The sequence below is a fragment of the Nonomuraea sp. NPDC004580 genome, from assembly GCF_040609855.1.
Classification (GTDB): Bacteria; Actinomycetota; Actinomycetes; order Streptosporangiales; family Streptosporangiaceae; genus Nonomuraea; species Nonomuraea salmonea.
In genome coordinates, this window is the sequence record NZ_JBEXLH010000019.1 from 99104 (window position 1) to 123663 (window position 24560).

Consider the following 24560-nt stretch of genomic DNA (forward strand, 5'->3'; position numbering starts at 1 on the left):
CTGGCGATCGCGGAAGGTCGATGTCACGGGCCCGCCACCCTTGGACGAGCCCGTGATGGGAACCGTCCGACCTGGTGTGAAACCCCGCCTCGCGGCGAAGGACTAGGCGAAGGACTAGGCGAAGGGCTAGGCGAAGGACTGAAGGGATCGCCAGTCACTCGATCCCAGCGCCGACGCGCCCTGAGGGCCCATCATCGTCATCCCGCCGTCCACGAACACCGTCGCCCCCGTCACGTACGACGCCGCGGGCCCCGCCAGGAACGCCACCACGGCCGCCACCTCGCGGGCGTCGCCCGGCCGCGGGATCGGGTTGCCGGGCCTGCTGCCGGTCTGCGGCGGCATGTCCTCCTGCCCGGTCATCGGCGTCGCGATCTCGCCGGGCGCGACGGCGTTGACCGTGATGCCGTGCTCGGCCAGCTCCAGCGCGAGCACCCGGCTCAGCATGCGCAGCCCGCCCTTGGCCGCGCAGTACGGCCCCGAGCCCATCTTCGGATACTCCTCGTGCACGCTGGTGATGTTCACCACCCGGCCGCCCCGCCCCGAGGCGACCATGCGGCGGGCCGCCCGCTGCGCGCACAGGAACGGCCCGTCCAGGTCGACCGCCAGCACCGACCGCCAGCGGTCGTAGCCCATCTCCAGCAGCGGCTCGTGGCTGCCGGTGCCCGCGTTGTTCACCAGCACGCCGAGCCCGCCCAGCTCGTCGGCCAGCTCGTCCACCACCGCCGCCGCGCGTTCGGGATCGGTCAGGTCGTGCTGACGGACGGCGGGGGCGCGGCCGGTCGCGCGCACGAGGCGGGCCGTCTCCTCCGCGCCGTCCTTGTCACGGTGATAGGTGATGCCCACCTCGAAGCCCTGCTCCGCCAGCGCCACCGCGGTGGCCTTGCCGATGCCGGAGTCGGCACCCGTCACAATCGCGACTTTGTCGTAGGTGTCGTTCATGAGCCGTTCCCTGCCCCTGGTGGGGAGGGGAAACCGGAGGCTAGCTCGGCGATGCGGCGGTGCAGCCGCGGGTCCTCCCAGAAGCCGGTGTGGGCGCCGACGGCGGGCGGCGGCCGGCCGTGTCGAAGTAGGCGGGAAAGCCCCAGGCGTACAGGGTGCACAGCGGCGAGCCGAACGTCACCAGCGTCACCCGGTCGTCGCGCGGCCTGGAGCAGGGCTGGGCGAGCTCGGCGGCGGCGATGACCGAGCCCTGGCTGTGGGCGGCCAGCAGCGGGACGCCGCCGTTGTCGTGCAGCCACCACAGCCGCCGGTGAGGTCCCCGTCGCCTTCGTCACGCTCGCCCCCGGCGCCGCCGCCACCGAGAGCGAGTTGATCGAGCACGTGCGCGCCCGCCTCGCCCCCCTTCAAGGCCCCCAGGTCCGTCCACTTCTGCGATCTCCCCAAGACCTCCACCGGCAAGATTCAGAAGACCGTGCTGAGGCGGCGCGCCGCAGGTTAGGCCGCTACCAGCGGGGAAGGTCGCCCCCACGGATGCGACGATCGGCAGTGGGGGTGTCATGGTCGATTCCCGTGGCGTCTTCCGGCGCAAGCCGGTGGAGCAGATCGCCACCGAGCACGAGGGGGAGCTGGCCAGGACCCTCGGCCTGTGGCAGCTCACCGCCATCGGCGTGGGCGGCATCATCGGGGCCGGCATCTTCGCGCTGGCCGGCGCCGTCGCCCACGAGACGGCCGGGCCCGCGGTGCTGGTGTCGTTCCTCATCGCGGGGGTGGCCAGCGCCGCCGCCGCGCTCTCGTACGCCGAGTTCGCCGGCCTCATCCCGAAGGCCGGCTCCGCCTACACCTACGGCTACGCGGTGCTCGGCGAGATCGTCGGCTGGTTCATCGGCTGGGACCTGCTGCTGGAGTACACCGCCATCGTCGCGGTCGTCGCCATCGGCATCTCCGGCTACTTCGGCTTCCTCGTCCAGAACCTCGGCCTCACGCTGCCGCCCTGGATGCTGGGCGCGCCCGGCACCGGCGAGGGGCGCGTGGTCGACCTGTTCGCGGCCCTGCTGTGCCTGCTCATCGCCTACCTGCTGAACCTCGGCATCCGCGCCGCCGCCAGGTTCGAGACGTTCGTGGTGGCCATCAAGGTCGCCGTCGTGCTGCTCGTCATCGTCGTCGGGTTCTTCCACATCAACACCGCCAACTACTCGCCGTTCTTCCCGTTCGGCATCGGCGGCGCCATCACCGGCGCGGCGACCGTGTTCTTCGCGGTGTTCGGCTACGACGCCATGAGCACCGCCGCCGAGGAGTCGCGCGACGCCCAGCGCCACATGCCCAAGGCGATCATCTACTCGCTGATCATCGCGATGGTCCTGTACGTGCTGGCCACGCTCGTGCTCACCGGCATGCAGAACTACCGCGAGATCGACCCGGAGAGCGGCTTCTCCTCGGCGTTCGCCTCCGTCGGGCTGTCCGGGCTGGCCTCGCTCATCGCGGCCGGCGCGATCATCGGCATCCTGACCGTGATGTTCACGTTCATGCTGGGCGTGACGCGGGTGTGGTTCGCGATGAGCCGCGACGGGCTGCTGCCGGCCTGGTTCGCCAAGCTGCACCCCGTACGGCGGGTGCCCACCCGCGTCACCTGGATCGTCGGGGCGGCCTCCGCGGTGATCGCCGGGTTCCTGCCCATCAGGGAGGCGGCCGAGCTGACCAACATCGGGATCCTGCTGGCGTTCGTGGTGGTGTGCGCGGCCGTGATCGTGCTGCGTTACCGGCAGCCCGACCTGCCGCGCACCTTCCGCACGCCGTGGATGCCGGTGGTGCCCGCGATCGGGGTGGTCTTCTCGATCTGGCTCATCACGTTCCTGGACCCGCAGACCTGGCTGCGCTTCGCCGTCTGGTTCGTCATCGGCCTGATCATCTACTTCACCTACAGCCGCCGCCACTCGGCCCTGCGGTGACGTCGGCGTGGTCATGGAACGGTGCTCGTGACGGTCACGAGGGGCTTTGGCGCCAGTGGTCGTCGGCGAGCGCCCAGGCGACGGTCCAGTCGCGGTAGCGGACGCGGTCGAGGGCGTGGCGGAAGGCGGCGAACAGGGTCAGCACGAGGCAGGCGGCCACGCCGAGGATCATGAGGGCCGTCGCCGCCGCCGTGATGCGCAGCTCGGCCTCGCTGGGCGGCGGCGGAGCCGGGCGGCCTGACCAGTCGACCCAGATGGTGAGCTGCGCGCCGGCCTTGGCGGGGGAGAGCACGGACACCTTCCCGGTGTGCCGGCGGCCGGACGCCGTCGTCCAGCCCGCCGGGACCAGCCCGCCGCCGCCCACCTCGCCGAACGACAGCGTCGTCACCGGCGTGTCGGCCAGCAGCGTCGCCCGGACCTGCTGGCGGCCCGCGCCGGTGGCCAGCGCGCCCGCGTACGCCTGCCGGGCGGCGGCCGTCGCCGGCCACAGGGAGAGCAGGATCAGCAGCACCGCCACCACCAGCCCCGCGCTCTCCCACCGGTCGGTACGCCGGCGCAGCGGGTTGCCGTCAGGGCGGTAGCGCCGTACGAGCCGCCTCACGCCGTCGATCACCAGCTTCATCGAGCACCCCCCAGCACGGACTTTAAGCCCTTCGCCGCCACCTCGCCGGGAGTCCGCGATCCCGCCCCGCCGCCCTGAACGTCAGCGTGATGACGAACTCCGACATCCCTCTCTAAAAGGACGCTGACCTCGGAGTTCAGTCCTGCTTGCGGGCGGCGGGACGAGCGCGTACGTGCATGCGCTCGCCCTGCTTGCCGAACAGCGCCAGCACCTCGCACGGCTCGTCGCCCGGGTTGATGAACGCGTGCGGCGTCCGCGTGTCGAACTCGGCCACCTCCCCGGCCACCAGCGTCGTGTCGTGCGGCCCGAGCAGCAGGCGCAGCCGGCCCGACAGCACGTACAGCCATTCGTAGCCTTCGTGCACCTGCTGCTCGGGCAGGTAGCCGGGGTAGTGCGGCGGATAGATCTGCTTGAACGCCTGCAGCCCGCCGGGCCGCCGGGTGAGCGGGATGTAGGTCATGCCGTGCCGCTTGACCGGCCGCATGTGCACGCGCGGGTCGCCCGTCACCGGCGCGTCGATCAGCTCGTCGAGCTGCACCTGGTAGGCCCTGGCCAGGAGCAGCAGGAGCTCCAGCGTCGGCTTGCGGCCGCCGGACTCCAGCCGGGACAGGGTGCTGACCGAGATGCCGGTGCTCTTGCCGAGCTGCGTGAGCGTGATGCCGCGCTCCAGGCGCAGGGCCCGCAGCCGGGGACCCACCGCCTGGAGCACCTCGTCGAGTTCCATGGATCCTACCTTGCCATTTCAGCAACGAAGTTTGTCAACTCGTCAGCGGCTCGCGCACAGTTGCCTGGCATACGGAAGGGAGACCGCGACATGAAGACGTACGACGTGGTAGTGATCGGCGGCGGCGCGGCCGGGCTGAGCGGGGCGCTCACGCTGGGCCGGGCCCGCCGCAGCGTGCTGGTGGTCGACTCGGGCCGGCCGCGCAACGCCCCCGCCGAGGGGGTGCACGTCTACCTCGGCCGCGAGGGCACCCCGCCGGCGGAGCTGCTGGCCGCCGGGCGCGAGGAGGTGGCCGCGTACGGCGTGCGCGTCGAGAACGCCGCCGTGACGGGAGCGGAGCGGCTCGGGGACGGGCGCTTCCGCCTCACGCTGGACGACGGCACCGCCGCCGAGGCGGCCAGGCTGCTGGTCGCCACCGGCCTGACCGACGAGCTGCCCCCGCTGCCGGGACTGGCCGAGCTGTGGGGCAAGGACGTGCTGCACTGCCCGTACTGCCACGGCTGGGAGGTCCGCGATCAGGCCATCGGCGTGCTCGGCACCGGCCCGCTCGCCGTGCACCAGGCGCTGCTGTGGCGGCAGTGGAGCGACGACGTGACCCTGTTCCTGCACACCATGGACAAGCCGTCCGGCGAGCAGCGCGAGCAGCTCGACGCCCGGGGCGTCGCGGTGGTCGAGGGCGAGGTGACGGAGCTGGTCCTCAAGGACGGGCGGCTCCACGGCGTGCGGACGGCCGACGGCCGCGAGCACGCCCGCCAGGCGCTGGCCCTGGGCACGCGGCTGACCGCGCGGGTCGGACCGCTGGCGCGGCTCGGCCTGGAGACCGCCGAGATGGAGATGGGCGGCCACGTGGTGGGCACCCACATCCCCGCCGACCCCACGGGCCGCACGCCCGTGCCAGGCGTGTGGGTGGCGGGGAACGTCTCCAGCCTGTTCGAGCAGGTCATCGGCTCGGCGGCGGCGGGCGTCAAGGCCGGCGCCGCCATCAACGCCGACCTGATCGAGGAGGAGACCAGAGCCGCCGTCACCGCCCGCCGGGCCACCCAGGCCGAGGTCTCTCCTGAGGAGCTGTGGGACGGCCGCTACTCCGAGCGCGAGCGGCTCTGGACCGGCGAGCCGAACGTGGTGCTCGTCCGCGAGCTGAGCGACCTGCCGCCGGGCCGGGCGCTCGACCTGGGCAGCGGCGAGGGCGGCGACGCGGTGTGGCTGGCGAAGCGGGGCTGGCGGGTCACCGCGGCCGATGTGTCGGGGGTGGCGCTGCGCCGGGCGGCCGAACTCGCCGAGCGCATGGGCGTGGCCGATCGGATCGACTGGCAGCAGCACGACCTCGGCCGGTCCTTCCCCGAGGGCACGTACGACCTGGTCACCGCCTGCTACCTGCACTCACCGCACGACCTGCCCCGTGAGAAGATCCTGCGGGCCGCCGCCGCGGCCGTCGCGCCCGGCGGGGTGCTGCTGGTGGCCGGGCATGCCGCCGGGCCGTCCTGGGAGCAGAACCCCCACCCCGACGTGCACCTCCCGACGCCCCGCGAGGTGTACGAGTCGCTGGACCTGGCAGAGGGGGAGTGGGAGGTGCTGAAGGACGCCGAGTTCGAACGCCCCCAGACCGCCCCCGACGGCTCCCCCACCATCCGCAAGGACAACGTCCTGACGCTCCGCCGTCTGTGATCTACGTTGTAAAGGCGCCGGGCTCGGCACGATAGACCGTCCCCTTGCCTACCAGCCTCACCGACGGGACTGCGGCCGGGACGAATGCCGACTCGCCGGGACGCAGCGTCAGATCGTCGCCGAGGCGGGCCTCGCCCTCCACGCACAGCACGATCTGCGGCACCCCGCCGGGCAGCCGATGGGTGTGCTCGCCGGTCAGCTCGTGGCGGGTGAGGGCGAACTCGGGGGCGGGCGGCCGGTAGGCGTACGCCCCCCGAGGGTCCTCGGCCGGCTCGACCCGGTGCGGGGCGGTCGGGGTGAAGTCCACGACACGCATCAGCTCGGGCACGTCCACGTGCTTGGAGGTGAGCCCGCAGCGCAGCACGTTGTCGGAGTTGGCCATGATCTCGACGCCGATGCCGCCGAGGTAGGCGTGGGGGACTCCGGCTCCGAGGTAGAGGGCCTCGCCGGGGGCCAGGTCGACGTGGTTGAGCAGGAGGGCGGCGGCGATGCCCGGGTCGCCGGGGTAGGCGCGGGCGATGCCGGCGTGGACGGCCAGCTCGTCGTCCTCCGTGGCTTCCAGCAGGGCGCGCTCGACGTCGGCGCGCAACGGGCGGGCGGCGTCGTCCAGCATCTCGGCGAACACCCGGCGCAGCGCGGCTCCCGGCTCGCCGGTGGTGAGGGCGCCGATCCAGGGGCGCAGGCCGGGCAGGCCGAGCCGGCCGAGGAGGGCGGCGGTGGCGGCGGGGGCGCGGAAGCCGCACAGGCCGTGGAAGGGGGTGAGGGCGCACACCATCTCGGGCTTGTGGGAGGCGTCCTTGTACGTGCGGGTGCGGTCGCCGAGCGGGATGCCGCGGGCGTTCTCGGCGGCGTAGCCGGCCTTGGCCTGCTCGGTGGTGGGGTGGACCTGGAGGGAGAGCGGGCGTTCGATGGCGAGGACCTTGAGCAGGTAGGGCAGCTCGGGGCCGAAGCGGTCGGCGGCGGAGGCGCCGAGGGTGGCGGCGGGGTCGTGGGCGATGAGCTCGTTCAGCGGGACGCCGCCCACGGTCGAGGGTGCGCCGGGGTGGGCGCCCATCCAGAGTTCGGCCTGCGGTTCGCCGGTCGGCTCCGTGCCGAACAGGCGCGGCAGGGCGGTGACCGAGCCCCAGTCGTAGGGGCGGATGGTGGTGGCCAGGCGCATGGGGGCGGTGGCCGGTGGCAGGTCGGGGTGTGGCACGGCGTTGGCTCCAATCGTCGTTCATGGAGCGTAGAACGCGTGCGGGGGGAGTGCGTACCCGGGATGGGCCGCGCGGGGCGGCCCATGTGGTCAGCGGGTGCGCAGGCCCAGCAGGACGGGCATGGCGCGGGTGCTGTTGCCGAGCAGGGTGTCCAGCGGCGGCAGGTCCTCGGCGGGCGTGGCGAGCCGCATGCCGGGGAAGGCGGTGAACAGCGCGCGCAGCGCGATCTCGCCTTCCAGCCTGGCCAGTGGCGCGCCCAGGCAGAAGTGCGGGCCGTGGCCGAAGGCGAGGTGCTGGGTCTGCGTGCGGGTGATGTCGAAGCGGTCGGCGTCGGGTCCGTACTGGTCGGGGTCGCGTCCGGTGGAGGCGAAGCAGGCCAGGACGGGCTCGCCCGCGCGTACGCGGACGCCGTCGAGTTCGACGTCGCGTACGGCGTAGCGCATCGGGAAGTACGCGATGGGCGAGTCCCACCGCAGGGTCTCCTCGACGGCCGCGCTGTACGGGCACTGCCCGGACAGCAGCATCCCCAGCTGGCCTGGCTGGCCGAGCAGGGCGCCGATGGCGTTGGTGATGAGGTTGACGGTGGTGACGTGCCCGGCGATGAACAGCAGCTCGATGGTGGCGAACAGCTCGTCCTCCGACAGCCGCCCGCCGTCCTTCTCGTGCAGCCGGAACAGGTCGGTGATGAGGTCTTCGCCCGGTGTGCCGCGGCGCTCGTCGATGATCTGGTCGAGCAGTTCGTGCAGCTCTTTGCGCAGGCCGGGCGAGTCTTCGAGGTCGCCGACCTGGGCGACGGCGTCGGTGAGGCGGTGCAGCTCGTCCTGGTGCTCGGGCGGGATGCCGATGAGCTCGGAGATGACCTCGCGCGGCAGCGGGTAGGCGAATTCGAGCCGCAGGTCCACGGGCTGGTCGGGCGGCTGCTCCGCGAGGTGGTCGATGAGCCGGGCGGTGAGTTCCTCGATGCGCGGGCGCAGGCCGTTGAGGCGGCGTTGGGAGAACGCGGCGGTGAGCGGCATGCGCAGCCGCCGGTGGCGTTCGCCTTCGGCGTTGAGCATGGAGGTGTCGGTGACGATGCGGTCGATGGCGGTGCCCGGTGGCAGGGTGTCGCGGCCTGACCAGTGGCGCAGCTCCCTGGACAGGTCGGGGTGGGTGAGGACGGTCATGAGCGTGGCGTACCGGGTGGCGGCCCAGGCCGGTACGCCTTCCGCGGTCACCGGCACGAGCGGTCCCGCGGCGCGCAGGCGTTCGTTGTCGGCGTGGATGTCGCGGGTGGCCGGGTCGAGGATGAAGCGGTCGTCGGTCATGGTCATCCCGTCCGTCGTGGGCTGACCGCCAGGGCGGTCACGTCCATGCCGGGGTCCTGGTCGAGGTAGAGGTCGCGGACGAGTTCGCCGGCGGCGGGCGCGTTGCACAGGCCGTGGCCGGAGAAGCCGGTCGCGTACAGGAAGGCCGGTGGGCCTGGCTGGTGGCCGATGAAGGCGGTCTTGTCGGGGCTGGCGTCGCGCAGTCCGGTGACGGCGGTGTGCAGGGCGAGGCCGGCCAGGCTCGGGTACGTCTCGGCGAGCCGGGCGGCGACGTCGCGGCGCCAGGACTCGCGGTCGGGTCCCGGGTAGCCCATGCCGATGAGCATGCGGTCGTCGCGCCGCCGCATCAGCAGGCCGCTGGCGGCGTGCAGGGTGACCGGGATGTCGGGCGTGCCGGGCGGGAGCGGGTCGGTGGTGAGCAGTTCCTGCTCGATGGGCTCGGTGAGCGGCAGGTCCACGCCGGCGCAGCGGACGAGCGAGGCCGACCAGGCGCCGGCGGCGCAGACGATGGCGTCGGCGGACAGTTCGCCGTCGGCGGTCTGGACGCGGCCTGCTTCGGCGTCGATGGCGGTGACCGGGCAGCCGGTGCGCAGGGTGGCGCCGGCTTTCTCGGCGGCCATGGCGTAGGCGGTGACGATGGCGGTGGTGTCGGAGATGTAGGCGTCGGGCGAGTAGGCGGCGGCCAGCAGCGGCAGGTCGCCGATGAGCGGGTTGCGGCGCCTGGCCTCCTTGGCGCCGATGAGGCCGACGTCGACGCCGGCGGCGTGCTGGGCGGGCAGGTCGGCTTCGAAGGCGGTGACCTGCTCGGCTTCGGTGAACAGCACGAGGTAGCCGACCTGGCGTAGCGGCAGGTCGATGCCGGGCCTTTCGGGGAAGGCGTGGTAGGCGGCGAGGCTGCGGACGGCGAGCGCGGAGCTGACCGGGTTGCCGGCGAAGTAGGAGCGCACGACGTCGGCGGTGGCGCGGGAGGCGCCGGAGCCGAGCGTGCCGCGTTCGAGCAGGACGACGTCGGTTCCTGCTTCGGCGAGGTGGTAGGCGATCGACAGCCCGATGACGCCGCCGCCGATCACCACCACGCGGGATCCGGCGCTCATGCCTGGACCTGCAGTCTGCGCAGGTGGGCTCCGGCCTCCCAGGGGAACAGGTGCAGGTTCCAGCCGCCGAGGCAGTTGCAGTAGAGGGCCATGTGGGCCATGATCGCGATGTAGTCCTCGTGGCTGTCGAGGCGTTCGAGGCCGTCCAGGAGGCGCTGGGTGAAGTCCCAGAGGCGGTCGAGGCCGCAGTAGCCGAGGAACTCGGCGGGTGTGTGGGCGAGCTGGCGGGTCATCTGGCGCAGCCAGGGCATGGGCATGCCGTCGAGTGCGGCGCGGACGAGGCCGCCGTAGCAGCTGTAGCCGAGCGGGCGGGTCTCGCCGTTGACGAACAGCAGGGTGGTCAGGACGGTCTCGTAGCTGCCCGCGCCGGACGGGATGCGGCCTTCGTGCAGGTCGAGCAGCTCTCTGGGCGGGTCGAGCCAGATGCGCTCGGTCTCGGCGTGCACCTCTTTGGCGAGCTGGTTGAGCTCGGGGTCGCCGACGGGCAGGCGGGGCAGCACGTGGCCGCCGGTCTGGCCGGCGCGGCGGACTTCGGCGATGACCGGTTCCTTGGTGGTGTAGACGGAGTTCCACACTTCGCGGCCGGCGTGGATGAGGGCGTCGAGGTCCTCTTCGGCGACCTGGCCGATCGGGGTGGCGGTCATGGGTTCGGTGAGTTCGCCGTACTTGATGCCGAGGTGTTGCAGGCGGGAGCAGAACAGGGTGCCGTCGGGCACGGTGCGGCGGTCCACCTTGTATTCGGCGGCGGTGTGCAGCAGGGCGTGGACCGGGGCGAGGTGGTACAGGTGGTACCCGGCGACCAGGGCGTGCCCTTGGAGGCTGCGGTAGGGCAGCGCGTCCCACAGGGCCTGGGCCAGTGAGGGGTTGCGCTGGTCGAGTTCGGCGGCCACGGTGATGCCGAGGCCGGGCCAGGAGATTTCCAGTTGCTTCGTCTCGTTCACACTACGTCACTCTAACGTTACGTTTGGTGGCGATCGTGTGGGGGTGGCGGTGTTTACCGGGGCATGACCTGGGCTTATGCGAAAGGGCCGCGTTCGTCGGCCCAGATGGAGGCGGGATCGACGTAGGGCCGCAGGAGGGGGGTCAGCTCGGGGTCGGGGCGGCCGTTGAGCTCGTCGGAGGCGGCCTTGCGGGCGATGCCGGCCAGCACGTCGGCGACCTGCACGCGCTCGTCCAGCTCGGAGACGACGAGCCGGAGCCCGGCCATCCGGCCGCCGAGTGCCTGCCGCATCTGGGCGATGCGCTCGTCGGTCAGCGTGGTCTGGCGGTCGTGCACGACGGAGACGGGGCCGCGGCCGTCGCCCCAGGAGGTGACGGCCTGGACGATGGCGGGGATGAGCGGGTCGAGCGCGGGGAAGACGTGGGGGTCGCTCAGCAGGCGCTCGCGGAACTCCTCGACGCGGTCGCGGACCTCCCACAGCGCGCGCATGACGTCGCCGGCCGGGCCTTTCGCCGTGCGCAGCTCGCCGATCAGCAGGTACGTGTCGGCGACGGAGGTGGTGATGCCCTGGCCGTTCTTGGCGCGCAGCAGGTAGTTGAAGGAGTCGAGGAAGGCGGCCCAGCGGCCGGGGCCGAAGGTGCGGCGGCCCTCGCGGTAGAGGGCCAGGGCGTCGGCTCTGGCGAGCGGGTCGAGGCCGAGGCGCGGGGTGTGGTCGTCCTGGAGCAGGCCGGTGACCTTGCCGGTGAGCCAGAAGGTCTTGTCGGCGACGAAGACGCGGACGTGGCCGAGCACGGGGCCGCTGGGGCCGAGCAGCCAGAGCAGGGCGGCGCGGTGCTTCTCGCGCAGGACGTGGTTGGCGCGGTATTCGTCGGCGGGGGTGGGCGCCCGCACGCGCAGCTCGTCGATGACGGCGGCGGCCGCCTCGGCGTCCATGAGCACGCTGGCGTGGGCGAAGACGTCGCTGTTGCCGCCGACGAGCTTCTCGCCCTCCGCGCCGGATTCGTCGCACGCGATTTCGAGGGGTTGCGCCACGTTCATGAATCTAGCCGGGCGGGTGGTCGTGCCGCGAGGCGATATTCCGCGGGCCGGGGGCTGGAAGAATCACGTGACCCCGCTGGAGGTGGAAGGACCGTATGTCCGCCGATGTCTTGACCCGTCTGGTCCGCGAGATTCACGAGGAGGCGGAGCGCGCCCGTACGTCGCCGGCTCCCGAGCTGACGTTCTCCCTGTGGCGGCGTTTCGCCGACGGCGGGGACCGGCTGGCGTACGAGGGCGCCTACTTCGAGCGCCGCCGCAGGCTGGCCGCGCTGCTGCTGGCCGCGCACCTGGACGACCGGCCCGATCCGGCGCTGGACGACCTGCTGTGGTCGGTGTGCGACGAGTACTCCTGGGTGCTGCCGGCGCACGAGCCGGAGGGCGGTGACCCCAACGCGTTCGTGGACCTGTTCGCCGCCGAGACGGCGCAGACGCTGGCGGAGGGCGTGCGGTTGCTGGGCGGGCACGTGGACGCGCGGGTGCGGGCTCGGGTGCGCGCGGAGGTGGAGCGGCGGGTCTTCGCCCCGCTGGGGACGGGGACGATGTGGTGGGAGTCGGCCCGGCACAACTGGTCGGCGGTGTGCGCGGGCGCGGTGGGCGCGGCGGCGCTGGCTCTGGGCGCCGATCGGGTGGTGGCGCGGCTGAAGGGCGCGATGGAGGCGTTCCTGTCGGGTACGGGCGCCGACGGCGCCTGCCTGGAGGGGCCTGACTATTGGGCGTACGGGTTCGGGTACTTCGTGTACTTCGCCGAGGCGCTGCGCGAGCACACCGGCGAGGACCTGCTGGACGATCCGCACGTGCGGGAGATGGCCGCCTACCCGGCGCGGGTGGATCTGGGTGACGGCACCAGGCCGGCCTTCGCGGACGCGCAGGCGCGCGGCGTCTATCCGGCGGGGCTGCTGTCGCGGCTGTCGGAGCGGCTGGGCGTTCCGGTGCCGGTGGCCGCGGGGGAGCCGTCGTTCCATGACGACGCCTGTTACCGGTGGGGGCATCTGTCGCGGACGTTGTGGTGGGCGCGGGAGATTCCGGTGCCGGAGCCGGAGCCGCATGCGTACCTGCCGGACGCGGGCATCGTGGTGGCGCGGTCCGGCGGGGCGGCGTTCGCGGCCAAGGGCGGGCACAACGACGAGCCGCACAACCACCTCGACGTCGGAACGTTCGTGCTGCACGTGCGGGGTGAGACGGTGCTGGACGATCTGGGCGCGCCGGAGTACACCCGTGACTACTTCCGCGAGGGCCGCTACCTGGTGCCGCAGGCGTCGGCGGAGTGGCACTCGATCCCGCTGGTCGAGGGGCGAGGGCAGGTGCCGGGGCCCGAGCGGCGGGCCGAGGTGCTGGAGCACGCCGTCGACGGGGACGCGGTGACGTTCGCGCTCGACCTCACCGCCGCCTACGCGGTGCCCTGCCTGGAGCGGCTCACCCGGACGTTCCGGTGGCGGCCCGGCGGGCTGGAGCTGACCGACGCCTTCGGCTTCACCACGCGGGACGCGCGGGTGACCGAGGTGTTCGTGTCGCGCCGCCGCCCGGTGCTGGGCGATGGCCGGGTCGCGTGGGGCCCGGTCGCGCTGGCGGTTCCGGCCGGGTGGCGGGCCGAGGCCGACGAGCTGGCGGTACGCGGCCACGACGGCGAGCAGGAAACCGTGCACCGGGTGCGCCTGTCGGCCAGGGTGGCGTCGGGCGCGCACCGGTTCACCTTCATCGTGGACGGCTGATCAGGGCTACGCCAGGGGCGCGGCCGGCTCCTCCTGACGCAGCGGGAAGTGGCAGGCCACCTGGTGCGCCCCGCCCTGAAGGGGCGGCTCGGCAGCGCATATGTCCTGCGCGAGCGGGCAGCGGGTACGGAAGCGGCAGCCGGTCGGCGGGTTGAGCGCGCTGGGCAGCTCGCCCTTGATCGTGGTGTCCGGGCTGGGCACGTGATCGGGGTCCGGCGAGGGGACGGCGTCCAGCAGCGCCTGCGTGTAGGGGTGGCGCGGGGCGCGGACGACCTCGTGGGCGGGCCCGATCTCGACCATCTTGCCGAGGTACATCACGCCGATCCTGTCGGCCATGTAGTCGACCACGGACAGGTCGTGGCTGATGAACACGTACGACAGGCCCAGCTCGCCCTGCAGGTCCCGCATCAGGTTGAGCACCTGGGCCTGCACCGAGACGTCCAGCGCGCTGACCGGCTCGTCGGCGACGATGAGCCGGGGCCGCAGCGCCAGCGACCTGGCCAGGCCGATGCGCTGCAGCTGGCCGCCGGAGAACTCGTGCGGGTAGCGCTCCAGCGCCGTCCTGGGCAGGCCGACCTGGTCGAGCAGCTCGGTGACCCGGGCGCGCCGCTGCGCCGCGTCGCCGACCTGCTGGATCTCCAGCGGCTCGGTGAGGATGGAGTCGATGCGCATGCGCGGGTTCATCGCCGCGTAGCTGTCCTGGAACATCAGCTGCACCTGCCGGTGCATGCGGTGGCGGGCGCGCCGGTCGAGGCCGGCGATGTCGGTGCCGTCCACGACGATGCTGCCGCCGGTGGCGGGCTCGAGCCCGGCCACGAGCCGGCCGACGGTGGACTTGCCGCAGCCCGACTCGCCCACGATGCCGAGCGTCTCACCGGGCGCGACCTCGAACGACACCCCGGCCACGGCGCTGACCCTGCCGCTGGAGCGCTTGAGCCCGGCGCCGCCCGCGTCGTACTCCTTCACCAGGTCGCGCACGCTCAGGATCGGCTCGGCGGCGGCCGTGGCGGCCTGCTCGCGGCCGGTGGGCGGGGCGAGCACGACGGGCTCGGTGACGGGGTGCAGGCAGGCGAAGGCGTGCCCGTTCCCGGCCCCGTTCCCAGCCGGAGTGAGCGCGATGTCGCCGGTGCGGCACTCGTCGGTGGCGAAGCGGCAGCGCGGCGCGAAGCGGCAGCCGGTCAGCGGGCGCGACAGGTCGGGCGGCAGGCCGGGGATGCTGTAGAGGCGGCCGTCGCCGTCGGTGGCCGACTCGGGCAGGGCGCGCATGAGCGCCTCGGTGTAGCGGTGCCGGGGCGCGCGGAACAGCTCGGGGGTGGTGGCGGTCTCGACGACGCGGCCGGCGTACATGACGGCGACGCGGTCGGCGCGGCCGGCGATCACGCCGAGGTCGTGGGTGACCAGGATGACCGCCATCTTGAACTCTTCGCGCAGGTCGTCGATGAGCTCCAGGATCTGGCGCTGGGTGGTGACGTCCAGGGCCGTGGTGGGCTCGTCGGCGATGAGCAGGCGCGGGGAGCGGATGAGCGCCATGGCGATGACGACGCGCTGGCGCATGCCGCCCGAGAGCTGGTGCGGATGGTCGTCGACGATCTTGTCGGGGCGGGGCATGCCGACCCTGCGCAGGATCTCGATCGCCCGCTCGCGCGCCTCGGACTTGCCGACCTTCTGGTGCACCCGCAGCGGCTCGGCCACCTGGGCGCCGATGCGCATGGTGGGGTTGAGCGAGGTGAGCGGGTCCTGGAAGACCATGCCCATCTCGACGCCGCGCACCCGGCGCAGCTCGGGGGCCTGCATGGTGCGCAGGTCGCGGCCGTCGAAGAGGATCTCCCCGCCGACGACGGACCCGCCGGCAGGCAGCAGCCCCATGATCGACAGCACGGTCATGGTCTTGCCGCTGCCCGACTCGCCGACGATGCCGAGCGTCTCGCCCTGGTGGACGTCGAGGGTGACGCGGTCGAGCGCGTGCACGGTGCCGCGCCGCAGCGCGATGTCGGTGCTGAGGTCGCGCAGCCGCAGCAGCGGCTCGCTGGTGGGGTTCCCCATGGTGCGAAAAACTCCTGTCAACGCCGCCGGAGGCGGACCTCGAAGACGTCCCTCAGCCCGTCGCCGATGAAGTTGAAGGCGAGGACGATGAGGATGATGGCGATGCCCGGCGGGTAGAGCAGCCACCAGTGGCCGCTGAAGGTGTCCGACAGGCCGTCCGACAGCATGCCGCCCCAGTTCGCGGCGGGTGGCGGCACGCCCAGCCCGAGGAAGGACAGGTAGGCCACGTACAGGATGGCGTCGGCCACCTGGAAGGTGGCGTTGACGATCACCGTGCCGATGGCGTTGGGGATGATGTGCCGGCGTACCGCGCGCCCGCCGGTGCCGCCCATGCCGCGCATCGCCATGACGTACTCGCGGGTGCGCAGCGTCAGCGCCTCGCCGCGGACCAGCCGGGCGGGGCCGAGCCAGGCGAAGGCGCCGATGATGACGATGAGCATCGGCACCGTCGGCGTGACGATCGAGGCCATGAGCATGAACAGGAACAGCGCCGGGATCGACATGAACGCGTCGACCACGCGCATCATCACCGCATCCAGCCAGCCGCCGGCGAAGCCCGCGACGGCGCCCCAGACGGTGCCGACGACCGTGGCCAGCAGGCCGGCCGCCAGGCCGACCACGATGGAGGTCTGCCCGCCCAGCATGAGCCGGCCGAGCTGGTCGTAGCCGACGCCGTCGGTGCCGAGCGGATGCCCGTCGCCGGGGGTGAGGAACACCTTCGTCAGGTCGGTGTGCACCTGGTCGGTCTGGTAGAACAGCGGCCCGAGGAAGCTGAAGGCGGCCAGCAGCACGAACAGGCCGACGCCCACCAGGGCCAGCCGGTTCTCGCAGAACACCTCCAGGCCCTGGCGCCACATGCCGCGGACGGGCGCCTCGTCCTCGTGCGGGGTCGCGGTCATGAGCGGCCTGCCTTGAGTCGTACGCGCGGGTCGACGGCGGCGTAGAGCACGTCGGCGACCAGCGCGCCCAGCACGGTGGCCACGGAGATCAGCAGGGTGACGCCGAGCAGGATCGGGTAGTCCCGCTTGAGCGCCGCCTGCCAGAACAGCAGCCCCATGCCGGGGTAGTTGAACAGCCGCTCGACCACCAGGGCGCCGCTGAACAGCGCCGGCAGGTACATGCCGAGCAGCGTGATGACGGGGAACAGGCCGTTGCGCAGGGTGTGGCCGACGATCACGCGGCTCTCCGACAGGCCCTTGCCGCGGGCCGTGCGCACGTAGTTCTCGTTGAGGTTGTCGACCATGGACGAGCGTACGTAGCGGGAGTAGACGGCGACGGTGAGGATGGCCAGCGTGACCGTGGGCAGCACCAGCCCGGCCGGGTCGGCCAGCACCTCGGCCAGCGTGAAGCCCTGCGGCGCCTCGGGCGGCAGCAGCGGCCACACCTGCGAGAACAGGATGATCATCATGAGGCCCATGAAGAAGATCGGGGTGGCGTAGGCCAGCAGCGACAGCCCGTTGATGGTGTAGTCGGGCCAGCGGTTACGCCGTACGGCCTGCACCACGCCGAGCGGGACGGCCACCACGACCGCCAGCAGGGTCGAGGCCAGCGACAGCAGCATGGTCTTGGGCAGCCGCTGCGTGATGGCCTCCGACACCGACTGGTTGAGCTGGAAGGAGTAGCCCAGGTCGCCGGTGACCAGCCGCTGCAGGTACATCGCGTACTGCTGCCACAGCGGCCGGTCGTACCCCATCTCGTGGTTGAAGGCGGCGATCTGCTCGAGCGTCGCTTCCTTGCCCAGGATGGCCCTGGCCGCGCCTCCCGGCAGCAGGTGCAGGATCACGAAGGTGATCAGCGTCACCAGGATCACGATGACCAGGGCCTGGCCCAGACGGGTGAGGAGGTACCGGGGCAAGGGTCAGCTCTTCCAGGACCAGTCTTGGAAGTACATGAGGTTCATCGGGTCCTGCGGCTCGACGCCCTGCAGGCCCGACCTGTACGCCGAGATCTGGTAGACGGGGTTGGGCATCCACAGCACCGGCAGGTCCTTGGCCAGGAAGTCGTTGTACTCCTGAAGGGCGCCGGCGTCGTCGGAGAACTGCGCCTTCTCGATCAGCTCGTCGGCCTCAGGGCTGCTGTAGCTGCCGAGGTTGACGGGGGCGTCGGTCTGGAAGAGCCGCTCACCGGAGGCGAAGGCGGGGTAGTACCAGCTGCCCTGGGAGCCGAAGAACGACATGTCCCAGTCGCACTTGGACTCCTCCGGCTTGCAGGCGGGGGTGACCGCGACGGAGTCGGGCACCTCCTTGATGGTCAGCTGCACGCCGAGCTTGGCCATCTGGGACTTGATCTCGGCGAACATCTTGGTGGTCGCGGCGAAGCCGGACTGGCTGGTGACGGTGAAGTTCAGCGGGGTGTCCTTGGCGATGCCCGCACCGCACAGCGCGGGGTCGGCGCAGGTGGTGGTCCCGTCGGGGGTGACCTTCCAGCCGTGGCTCTCCAGCAGCTGCTTGGCCTTGGCCGGGTCGAACGGGTAGACGCAGCCCTCGCCGGCCGGCGAGCCCTGCTTGGCGGGGACGGGGCCGCAGGTGGGGGCGGCCATGCCGGCCCAGATGACCTTGCTGATCGTGGGCTGGTCGATGAGGTGCTGCAGCGCCTGGCGCAGGTACGGCTGCTTGAACAGCGCCCCGGTCTTGGGGTTGTTGAAGTTCAGCTGCAGGTACGTGATCGACCACCCGTACCAGGGGGCGACCTTGTAGCCCTTGGACTCCAGGTACGACTTCTGCGACAGGTTGGCCGGCGGGATGTAGCCGTAGTCGATGTCGCCGGCGCGCAGCACGTTGAACTCGGCGTCGTCGCCGGTGAACGGGCGCAGCACGATCTTGCCGATCTTCGGCTTGTCGGGGCCGGAGTAGGCGTCCTGCTTGGCCAGGACCACCTCGCCGCTGGGGACGTAGCTCTCCAGCTTCCAGGGGCCGCTGGTGGTCTTCCACAGCGGGTTGGTGGCGTAGGTCTTGGGGTCCTTGGAGGCGGCGGTCAGCTCTTCGAACGTCTTCTTGGGGTCGCCCTTGTCCCAGGCGTGCTGAGGGAGCGGGACGATGCGGTTGAGCTGGTTGCCGACGAACCAGGCGGCGTTGTAGGCCTTCTTGGTGGTGATCGAGAAGGTCTTGTCGTCCTTGACCTTGAAGTCGGCGACGTTGTCGGGGAAGCCGCCGGGCCGGTAGGAGGCCCACTTGTCCTTGTTGGTGGTCACCAGGTCCCACCAGAACTCGACGTCCTTGGTGGTGATCGGCTTGCCGTCGGACCAGGTGTTGTCCTTGAGTGTGATGGTCAGCGTCCTGCCCTTGTCGCTGACCACGGGCGGCTCGGCGAGCGACCGCGTCGGGTTGACGTTGTCCTCGGTCGTGCCGTCGAGCTGGAAGCTGTAGAGCTTGCGGTACAGGGCGGTGGAGAAGATGTCGTTCTCGCCCTGGGTGAATCCGGGGGCCGAGATCGGCAGGATCCAGTTCGGCGTGCGGAGGGCCACGGTCACGGTGTCCTTGCTCTGCGCCGCTCCGCCTTGCGGCGTACCGCCGCCGGCGCCCGCGCTGCAGGCGGTCAAACCGAGCCCGATGGCCACCACGCCGCTCACGATGCGGGTTCTCGTCCCCATGTTTCTCCTCGTCGAGACGTGCGCGGGCCCTCCAGGGGGCCTTCAGTCCGGAGAATGTATAGAGGTACAAGTACTAAGTCAATGTGAAAAATCCGCTTTGTTCGGACCACTTATTTCGGGATAGAGTCCGCCGCGAGGAGATCCGCCGGGCGAGATCCGCGTGGAACGCATGCGACATCTTTCGGTGATCGTCTTCGTGCCCGATGATGGGCGTCTGCTGTGATGGCCCGCCTGGGCCCAGGGGTCGGGCTCGCTCGCGGGCCCCCGTGCTCGCCTGCGCTGCGCCAGGGGGGAGGAGAGACATGCCGGAGCCGCCCGCCAAGCTGCGCGAGCAGGCGCTGAACCTGCTGGCCAGCGGCAAGGCCACCTCCCGTGCGGACCTGGTGGAGCTCCTGGAGGTGGCTCCCTCGACGGTCTCCAGCGTGGTACGCCGCCTGCTGGAGGAGGGCACGATTCTGGAGGAGGGCGTCGGCGCCTCGACCGGCGGCCGCCGGCCCAGGATCCTGCGGCTGCGCGAGGACGGCGGCGTGCTCGCCGTGGCCGAGCTCGGCGGCCGGCACGCCCGCGTCGGCCTGTGCGCCCCCTCAGGAGCACTCCAGGTCGCCGAGGAGCTCGCCGTCGACATAAGCGCAGGCCCGCAGGCGATCTTCGACGAGATCAGCGAGGCCTTCGACCGCGTCAGGACCGCCCACGCGCCCGGCCGCCGCCTGCTGGCCGTCGGCATGGCGCTGCCCGGGCCCGTCGACTTCCCGCACGGCCGGCTCGTCGGCCCGGCCCGCATGCCCGGCTGGAGCGGCTACGACGTCCAGGCCGACCTGCGCGAGCGCTTCCAGGCCGGCGCCCTCGCCGACAACGACGCCAAGGCCGCCGCCATCGGCGAGTACGTCACCCGCCGCGCCACCGGCGACATGATCTACGTCAAGGCCGGCAGCGGCATCGGCGGCTGCCTGGTCACCGGCGGCCGCATCTACCGTGGCGGGCGCGGCCTGTCCGGCGACCTCACCCACGTGCGGGTGGCCGACAGCGGCGAGCGCGAATGCTCCTGCGGCAGCCGCGGCTGCCTGGAGACCGTCGCCAGCGGCGCCGCGCTCGTGCGCGAGCTGGCCCGCCGCGGCCGGCCCGTCACCGGGCTGCGCGACGTCGTCGCCGCCACCGTGGACGCCGACCCCGCCGTCGTGACGCTCGTGCGCCAGGCCGGCCGGCTGCTCGGCGTCGCCCTGTCGGGCCTGGTCAACTTCCTCAACCCCGACAGCGTCGTCATCGGCGGCGCGCTGTCCAGCCTCGACGTCTACGTCGCGGCCGTCAAAGGCATGCTGTACGAGCGCTGCCTGCCGCCCCTGACCCAGTCACTGTCCATCGAGGCGAGCGCGGCAGGCCCCGACGCCGCCCTCATCGGGCTCGGCCGGCTGCTGCGCGAGACGACCGACCTGCACTCCGCCACCGACGCCACCACCTAGGAAGCACCACCGTGTCACCCACCGAGTCCACCGCCGTGTCACCCACCGAGTCCACCACCGAGTCCAGCACCGCGCCTCTGCGCATCGCCGTCTGCGGCATCCACATCGAGTCCAGCACCTTCTCGCCGCACCTGAGCGGCACCGCCGATTTCGACGTCACCCGCGGCCAAGCCTTGCTCGACCGCTACGACTGGCTGGGCAGCCCGTGGGCGGCCGGGGTCGAGTGGGTGCCGCTCGTGCACGCCCGCGCCCTGCCCGGCGGCGCCGTCGAGCCCGCCGCGTACGACGCCTGGCGCGCGGAGATCGTCCAGGGCCTCGGCCAGGGAGGCTTCGACGGGGTGCTGCTCGACATCCACGGCGCCATGAGCGTCGTCGGCCGCGAGGACGCCGAAGGCGACCTCATCACCGCGATCCGCTCCGTGACGGGGCCCGAGCCGCTCGTGTCGGCCGCGATGGACCTGCACGGCAACGTCTCCCACGTCCTGTTCGACGGCTGCGACCTGCTGACCTGCTACCGCACCGCGCCTCACGTGGACGTCTGGGAGACCCGCGAGCGCGCCGCCCGCAACCTCGTCGAGGCGCTCCACGCCGGCGGCCGGCCGCACAAGGCGCTCGTGCACGTGCCGATCCTGCTGCCCGGCGAGATGACCAGCACCCGCGTCGAGCCCGCCCGCGGCCTGTACGCCCGCATCCCCGAGGTCGAGTCCAGGCCCGGCGTGATCGACGCGGCCATCTGGATCGGCTTCGCCTGGGCCGACGAGCCGCGCTGCACCGGCGCCGTCGTGGCCACCGGCACCGACCGGGACGCCACCGAGCAGGCCGCCCGCGAGCTGGGCCAGGCGTTCTGGGACGCCCGCGACGACTTCGCCTTCGTCGCCCCCACCGGCACCATGGACGAATGCCTCGACGCGGCGCTGAAGGAGGGCGCGGCCCGGCCGTACTTCATCAGCGACTCCGGCGACAACCCGGGCGCGGGCGGAGCCGACGACGTCACCTACGCCCTGGAGCGGCTGCTGGCCAGGCCCCAGATCCGCGACGGCTCCGTACGCGCCGTCTTCGCCTCCCTCGTCGACCCCGAGGCGGTGGCGCGCGTCGGGCACCTGCCGGTCGGCTCGCCCGTCAGCGTGCGCGCCGGCGGCCGGATCGACACCCGCGCACCGGGGCCGCTCCTGCTGGAGGGCACGCTGGAGGCCGTGGCCGACGACCCCGACGGTGGCCGGGTGGTCAGCGTGCGCATCGGCGGGCTGAGCGTCTTCCTCACCTCGCGGCGCATGCAGTACCGGCTGCTGGAGTCGTACCGGCGGCTGGGAGTGGAGGTCGCCGAGGTGGACGTCGTCACCGTGAAGATCGGGTACCTGGAGCCCGAGCTGTTCGAGGCCGCCGCCGGCTGGATGCTGGCGCTCACGCCCGGCGGCGTGGACCAGGACCTGCACCGGCTGCCCTACCGCAACCTCAAGCGGCCCATCTTCCCGCTCGACGCCGACGCCGCCCTCTAACGCGCGGCCTGCGCCTCAGGGGTGCGCAGCTTGGTCATGATGCGGTCGAGCGCGGCCAGGTCGTCGGGGCCGAGGGCCAGCAGGGAGCGCGGCGGCCTGGCCAGGATGCGCTGGGCCTCCTCGGCGACCGCCGTGCCCGACGGCGTCAGCGTGACGATCTTGCTGCGGCGGTCGCCGGGGGAGACGCTGCGGGTGACGTAGCCGCGCCGCTCCAGGTCGTCCACCATCAGCGAGGTGTACGGCTTGTCGGTGGCCAGCTCGGCCGTCAGCTCCCGCATGGTCATCGGCCCGGCCAGCAGGTAGCGCAGCGCCTTGACGCGGAAGAAGCTCATGCCCAGCGCGTCGGCCACCTCCTTGCGGCGGTTCTCCTGGCGCAGGACCAAGTCGTACATGGCGGCCCACACCCGGGCCACCGCCTCCTGCTCGTGGGTCTCGCTCATGTCGTCTCCTGCGGGTGGGCCAGCCGTTCGGCGGTGCGCGCGGCGCTGCGGCGGGCCCAGCCGGTGGTGGTCAGGATAGCGAGCAGCACGATCGCCACGCCGCAGCCGGTCACGATCCAGTAGCCGACGTGGCTGGCCGCCGGGAACCCGGTGGCGAACGGGCCCGCCACCGCCGAGGTGACCAGCGCGCCGATGACCGCGACGCCGAGCGTCTGCCCGATCTGCCGGCTGGTCGAGGTCACCGCCGCCGCCACCCCGGCCTGCGCGCGCGGCATGCCGGACACGGCGGTGTTGGTGATCGGCGCGTTCAGCATGCCGAAGCCGAGGCCGAACAGCACGTACGCGGCCATCAGCCGCCAGATCGGCGTGTCCGTCGCCAGCCCCGTCATGATCAGGCCGCTCGCCCCGATCGAGGCGCCGGCCAGCAGCAGCGGCACGCGGGTGCCCGCGTTGGCCACGATCCGGCCCGCCAGCGGCGAGCACAGCACGGTCAGCCCCGCCATGGGCAGCGTGTAGAGGCCGGCGTGCAGCGCGGACAGGCCCAGCACGTCCTGCAGGTAGAGGGTGTTGACGAACAGGAAGCCGCCGAGCGCGGCGAACCCGCACACCGCCGTCACGGTCGCGCCCGCGAACGGCACGCTGCGGAAGAAGCGCAGCTCGATCAGCGGCTCCTCGGTGCGCAGCTCGTAACGGATCAGCCCGGCCAGCGCCAGCGCCGCCACCGCGAAGCAGGCCAGCGTACGCGGCGACCCCCATCCGGCGGCCGGCGCCTCGATCAGCCCGAACGTCAGCGTCGCCAGCGCCACGATGACCAGCACCTGACCCACCGGGTCCACCCTGCGCGGGCGCGGCGCGCGCGACTCGGGCACGAACAGCGCGCACAGCACGAACGCGGCCACCCCCACCGGGATGTTGATCCAGAAGATCGACTGCCAGCCGACCGCGCCCACCAGCGCGCCGCCCACCAGCGGGCCCAGCGCCATGCTGACGCCGCTCACCCCGCCCCACACGCCGATCGCCCTGGCCCGCTCGCGCGGCTCGGTGAAGGTGTTCGTGATGATCGACATGGCGACCGGGTTCAGCATCGAACCGCCGACCGCCTGCAGCGCCCGCGCCCCGATCAGCCAGCCGAGGCTCGGTGCCAGTGAGCACATGAGCGAGCCCAGCGTGAACAGCGTCAGGCCGGTCTGGAACGTGCGGCGCCGGCCGATCCTGTCGCCGGTGGAGCCGGCCAGCATGAGCAGGCTGGCCAGCACCACCGTGTAGGCGTCGATGATCCACTGCAGGCCGGAGACGGAGGCGTTCAGGTCGCGCCGGATGGCGGGCAGCGCGATGTTCACGATCGTGTTGTCCAGGCCGACGATGAACAGGCTCATGCAGCAGATGGCCAGGACGAGCATCCGCCGCCGCCGGCCGAGCGCGGGGGGAGCCGCCGCGGCGGCGGTGGACTGATCGGTTATAGGCATACAACGATTATATTCGCATAACTAACGATGTCACCGCCTGGGTGGAGTGTGGGGGAAGTGCCCGGATGGTAGGCCGGGACGTGCTCTCCGGTGCGGCCGGTCGCGCCGATGACGAGGAGCGCGGGGGTTGTCCGGGGGGTGTCGCTCATGGCGGGAGGGTCGCTTCAGGGGGCGGGCCTTTCCCGATCTCCGGGTGCCCACGTGGGACTTCACCGTGCACGGCGTCCCCGGGCGGTTCCGGCGGGTCGCGGTGGACCCGGCCGCCATGGGAGGGCCGCCCCGGCCGGTCGCCGACGATGTCCAGGAGGTCAGGATGTACGACCAAGGCCCGGCCGAGCTGTGCTCGACTCCAGCAGCGGGGTGCCCCTCCTGCCGGACAGCGCCGTGGTGCTGAGCAGCTTCAGAGGCTACGACCCGCGCCAGTCCTGACCGGCGCGGACGGGCGGCAGGACGGGCGGCAGGACGGGTTCGAGGCGGTCGGCCACGCGGCGTAAGACGTCCGCGAGCCGGGCGCGCACCCGTCCGGGCGGGGCGGGATCATGCTCTGATCACGGCCTCGGCGTCAGGACCTTCGAGGTCGGTGTCGAACCGCCAGCCGCGCATGGCCGTCCGCACCCAGCGCTCCCTGCTGTCCCTGGCCAGCTCGGGCACGTCCTCGATCATGTCGTAGCGCTGCAGCTGCCGCAGGTGGTAGCTCACCTGGCCGGGGTCGGCGTCCATCCGCCTGGCCAGCTCGCTCACCGTGACGGGACCGATCCGGAACAGCAGCCCGAACATCTTCATCCTGAACCGGTTCGTCAGCACCCTGAGCATGTCCAGGTCGTCGATCTGTCGCATGACCACGACGCTAGGGGCGGCGCGCGGAAATGCTCAAGACCTCTACTGGATCTTG

At 72.2% G+C, this 24560-nt stretch carries 21 protein-coding genes; 6 read left to right on the forward strand and 15 right to left on the reverse strand.

Features of this window, described 5'->3' with window-relative positions; all coding sequences use genetic code 11:
* Positions 1 to 126: 126 nt before the first annotated feature.
* Positions 127 to 939 (reverse strand): SDR family oxidoreductase, encoded by an 813-nt coding sequence (locus ABZW11_RS21225; protein WP_355419531.1) that lies wholly within the window; start codon positions 937 to 939, stop codon positions 127 to 129.
* A gap of 155 nt (positions 940 to 1094) precedes the next feature.
* Here ABZW11_RS21225 and ABZW11_RS21230 point away from each other — a divergent pair, with 155 nt between their 5' ends.
* The gene (locus ABZW11_RS21230) at positions 1095 to 1253 is read left to right on the forward strand and encodes a hypothetical protein (RefSeq protein ID WP_355419533.1); all 159 of its coding nucleotides are present in this window, start codon (positions 1095 to 1097) and stop codon (positions 1251 to 1253) included.
* A 243-nt stretch (positions 1254 to 1496) separates the two neighbouring features.
* Positions 1497 to 2885, forward strand: a complete 1389-nt coding sequence (locus ABZW11_RS21235) for an amino acid permease (protein WP_355419535.1) — start codon at positions 1497 to 1499, stop codon at positions 2883 to 2885.
* Positions 2886 to 2919: 34 nt separating this feature from the next.
* Here ABZW11_RS21235 and ABZW11_RS21240 read toward each other — a convergent pair whose 3' ends face one another.
* Positions 2920 to 3507 carry a hypothetical protein gene (locus ABZW11_RS21240; RefSeq protein WP_355419537.1) on the reverse strand — a complete coding sequence of 196 codons (588 nt, stop codon included), beginning with the start codon at positions 3505 to 3507 and terminating at the stop codon, positions 2920 to 2922.
* A gap of 136 nt (positions 3508 to 3643) precedes the next feature.
* The gene (locus ABZW11_RS21245) at positions 3644 to 4231 is read right to left on the reverse strand and encodes a helix-turn-helix domain-containing protein (protein ID WP_355419539.1); all 588 of its coding nucleotides are present in this window, start codon (positions 4229 to 4231) and stop codon (positions 3644 to 3646) included.
* 90 nt (positions 4232 to 4321) lie between these two features.
* On the opposite strand from ABZW11_RS21245, the gene ABZW11_RS21250 reads away from it, so the two are divergent.
* A complete protein-coding gene (locus ABZW11_RS21250; RefSeq protein WP_355419541.1) occupies positions 4322 to 5896 on the forward strand; it encodes an FAD-dependent oxidoreductase in 1575 nt (524 codons plus the stop codon).
* 1 nt (position 5897) lies between these two features.
* Here the strand turns inward: ABZW11_RS21250 and manA are convergent, their stop codons facing one another.
* The 5 genes from manA to ABZW11_RS21275 all read right to left on the reverse strand — a co-directional run bounded on the left by manA (position 5898) and on the right by ABZW11_RS21275 (position 11462).
* A complete protein-coding gene (gene manA / locus ABZW11_RS21255) occupies positions 5898 to 7091 on the reverse strand; it encodes a mannose-6-phosphate isomerase, class I (protein WP_355419543.1) in 1194 nt (397 codons plus the stop codon).
* A gap of 90 nt (positions 7092 to 7181) precedes the next feature.
* Positions 7182 to 8402 (reverse strand): cytochrome P450, encoded by a 1221-nt coding sequence (locus ABZW11_RS21260; protein WP_355419545.1) that lies wholly within the window; start codon positions 8400 to 8402, stop codon positions 7182 to 7184.
* Positions 8399 to 9490, reverse strand: a complete 1092-nt coding sequence (locus tag ABZW11_RS21265) for an FAD-dependent oxidoreductase (protein WP_355419547.1) — start codon at positions 9488 to 9490, stop codon at positions 8399 to 8401. The genes ABZW11_RS21260 and ABZW11_RS21265 overlap by 4 nt, the downstream gene beginning before the upstream one ends.
* Complete coding sequence (locus tag ABZW11_RS21270) at positions 9487 to 10431, reverse strand: hypothetical protein (RefSeq protein ID WP_345404155.1); 945 nt, start codon at positions 10429 to 10431, stop codon at positions 9487 to 9489. The genes ABZW11_RS21265 and ABZW11_RS21270 overlap by 4 nt, the downstream gene beginning before the upstream one ends.
* 74 nt (positions 10432 to 10505) lie before the next feature.
* The gene (locus ABZW11_RS21275; RefSeq protein ID WP_355419549.1) at positions 10506 to 11462 is read right to left on the reverse strand and encodes a hypothetical protein; all 957 of its coding nucleotides are present in this window, start codon (positions 11460 to 11462) and stop codon (positions 10506 to 10508) included.
* Positions 11463 to 11563: 101 nt separating this feature from the next.
* On the opposite strand from ABZW11_RS21275, the gene ABZW11_RS21280 reads away from it, so the two are divergent.
* Positions 11564 to 13177 carry a heparinase II/III family protein gene (locus tag ABZW11_RS21280; protein WP_355419551.1) on the forward strand — a complete coding sequence of 538 codons (1614 nt, stop codon included), beginning with the start codon at positions 11564 to 11566 and terminating at the stop codon, positions 13175 to 13177.
* A gap of 6 nt (positions 13178 to 13183) precedes the next feature.
* On the opposite strand, the gene ABZW11_RS21285 is transcribed toward ABZW11_RS21280, so the two are convergent.
* The 4 genes from ABZW11_RS21285 to ABZW11_RS21300 are packed head-to-tail and all read right to left on the reverse strand — an operon-like array spanning position 13184 to position 18809.
* On the reverse strand, positions 13184 to 15220 hold the full coding sequence (locus ABZW11_RS21285) for an ABC transporter ATP-binding protein (protein WP_355419553.1): 2037 nt from the start codon (positions 15218 to 15220) through the stop codon (positions 13184 to 13186).
* Positions 15221 to 15237: 17 nt separating this feature from the next.
* Positions 15238 to 16119: an ABC transporter permease gene (locus tag ABZW11_RS21290; protein ID WP_355419555.1), complete on the reverse strand. Its 882-nt coding sequence runs from the start codon at positions 16117 to 16119 to the stop codon at positions 15238 to 15240.
* Positions 16116 to 17075 (reverse strand): ABC transporter permease, encoded by a 960-nt coding sequence (locus ABZW11_RS21295; RefSeq protein WP_355419557.1) that lies wholly within the window; start codon positions 17073 to 17075, stop codon positions 16116 to 16118. The genes ABZW11_RS21290 and ABZW11_RS21295 overlap by 4 nt, the downstream gene beginning before the upstream one ends.
* A 3-nt stretch (positions 17076 to 17078) precedes the next feature.
* Positions 17079 to 18809 carry a peptide ABC transporter substrate-binding protein gene (locus ABZW11_RS21300; RefSeq protein ID WP_355419559.1) on the reverse strand — a complete coding sequence of 577 codons (1731 nt, stop codon included), beginning with the start codon at positions 18807 to 18809 and terminating at the stop codon, positions 17079 to 17081.
* Between the two features lie 302 nt (positions 18810 to 19111).
* On the opposite strand from ABZW11_RS21300, the gene ABZW11_RS21305 reads away from it, so the two are divergent.
* Both ABZW11_RS21305 and ABZW11_RS21310 read left to right on the forward strand, forming a co-directional pair.
* A complete protein-coding gene (locus ABZW11_RS21305; RefSeq protein ID WP_355419561.1) occupies positions 19112 to 20266 on the forward strand; it encodes an ROK family transcriptional regulator in 1155 nt (384 codons plus the stop codon).
* 11 nt (positions 20267 to 20277) lie between these two features.
* Complete coding sequence (locus tag ABZW11_RS21310) at positions 20278 to 21762, forward strand: M81 family metallopeptidase (RefSeq protein WP_355419563.1); 1485 nt, start codon at positions 20278 to 20280, stop codon at positions 21760 to 21762.
* Here the strand turns inward: ABZW11_RS21310 and ABZW11_RS21315 are convergent.
* From ABZW11_RS21315 to ABZW11_RS21325, 3 genes are all read right to left on the reverse strand, one after another.
* A complete protein-coding gene (locus ABZW11_RS21315) occupies positions 21759 to 22202 on the reverse strand; it encodes a MarR family transcriptional regulator (protein WP_355419565.1) in 444 nt (147 codons plus the stop codon). The genes ABZW11_RS21310 and ABZW11_RS21315 overlap by 4 nt on opposite strands.
* Positions 22199 to 23668: an MFS transporter gene (locus ABZW11_RS21320; protein WP_355419567.1), complete on the reverse strand. Its 1470-nt coding sequence runs from the start codon at positions 23666 to 23668 to the stop codon at positions 22199 to 22201. The genes ABZW11_RS21315 and ABZW11_RS21320 overlap by 4 nt, the downstream gene beginning before the upstream one ends.
* Positions 23669 to 24205: 537 nt before the next feature.
* Positions 24206 to 24505 carry a helix-turn-helix domain-containing protein gene (locus tag ABZW11_RS21325; RefSeq protein WP_355419569.1) on the reverse strand — a complete coding sequence of 100 codons (300 nt, stop codon included), beginning with the start codon at positions 24503 to 24505 and terminating at the stop codon, positions 24206 to 24208.
* Between the last annotated feature and the right edge of the window lie 55 nt (positions 24506 to 24560).

Bases quoted from the DNA above. Each gene is read 5' to 3' on its own strand.
- ABZW11_RS21225 (WP_355419531.1), bottom strand. From the start codon at position 939: ATGAACGACACCTACGACAAAGTCGCGATTGTGACGGGTGCCGACTCC.
- ABZW11_RS21305 (WP_355419561.1), top strand. From the start codon at position 19,112: ATGCCGGAGCCGCCCGCCAAGCTGCGCGAGCAGGCGCTGAACCTGCTG.
- ABZW11_RS21325 (WP_355419569.1), bottom strand. From the start codon at position 24,505: ATGCGACAGATCGACGACCTGGACATGCTCAGGGTGCTGACGAACCGG.
- ABZW11_RS21290 (WP_355419555.1), bottom strand. From the start codon at position 16,119: ATGACCGCGACCCCGCACGAGGACGAGGCGCCCGTCCGCGGCATGTGG.
- ABZW11_RS21300 (WP_355419559.1), bottom strand. From the start codon at position 18,809: ATGGGGACGAGAACCCGCATCGTGAGCGGCGTGGTGGCCATCGGGCTC.
- ABZW11_RS21280 (WP_355419551.1), top strand. From the start codon at position 11,564: ATGTCCGCCGATGTCTTGACCCGTCTGGTCCGCGAGATTCACGAGGAG.
- ABZW11_RS21240 (WP_355419537.1), bottom strand. From the start codon at position 3,507: ATGAAGCTGGTGATCGACGGCGTGAGGCGGCTCGTACGGCGCTACCGC.
- ABZW11_RS21250 (WP_355419541.1), top strand. From the start codon at position 4,322: ATGAAGACGTACGACGTGGTAGTGATCGGCGGCGGCGCGGCCGGGCTG.
- ABZW11_RS21235 (WP_355419535.1), top strand. From the start codon at position 1,497: ATGGTCGATTCCCGTGGCGTCTTCCGGCGCAAGCCGGTGGAGCAGATC.
- ABZW11_RS21260 (WP_355419545.1), bottom strand. From the start codon at position 8,402: ATGACCATGACCGACGACCGCTTCATCCTCGACCCGGCCACCCGCGAC.
- ABZW11_RS21315 (WP_355419565.1), bottom strand. From the start codon at position 22,202: ATGAGCGAGACCCACGAGCAGGAGGCGGTGGCCCGGGTGTGGGCCGCC.
- ABZW11_RS21320 (WP_355419567.1), bottom strand. From the start codon at position 23,668: ATGCCTATAACCGATCAGTCCACCGCCGCCGCGGCGGCTCCCCCCGCG.
- ABZW11_RS21245 (WP_355419539.1), bottom strand. From the start codon at position 4,231: ATGGAACTCGACGAGGTGCTCCAGGCGGTGGGTCCCCGGCTGCGGGCC.
- ABZW11_RS21285 (WP_355419553.1), bottom strand. From the start codon at position 15,220: ATGGGGAACCCCACCAGCGAGCCGCTGCTGCGGCTGCGCGACCTCAGC.
- ABZW11_RS21265 (WP_355419547.1), bottom strand. From the start codon at position 9,490: ATGAGCGCCGGATCCCGCGTGGTGGTGATCGGCGGCGGCGTCATCGGG.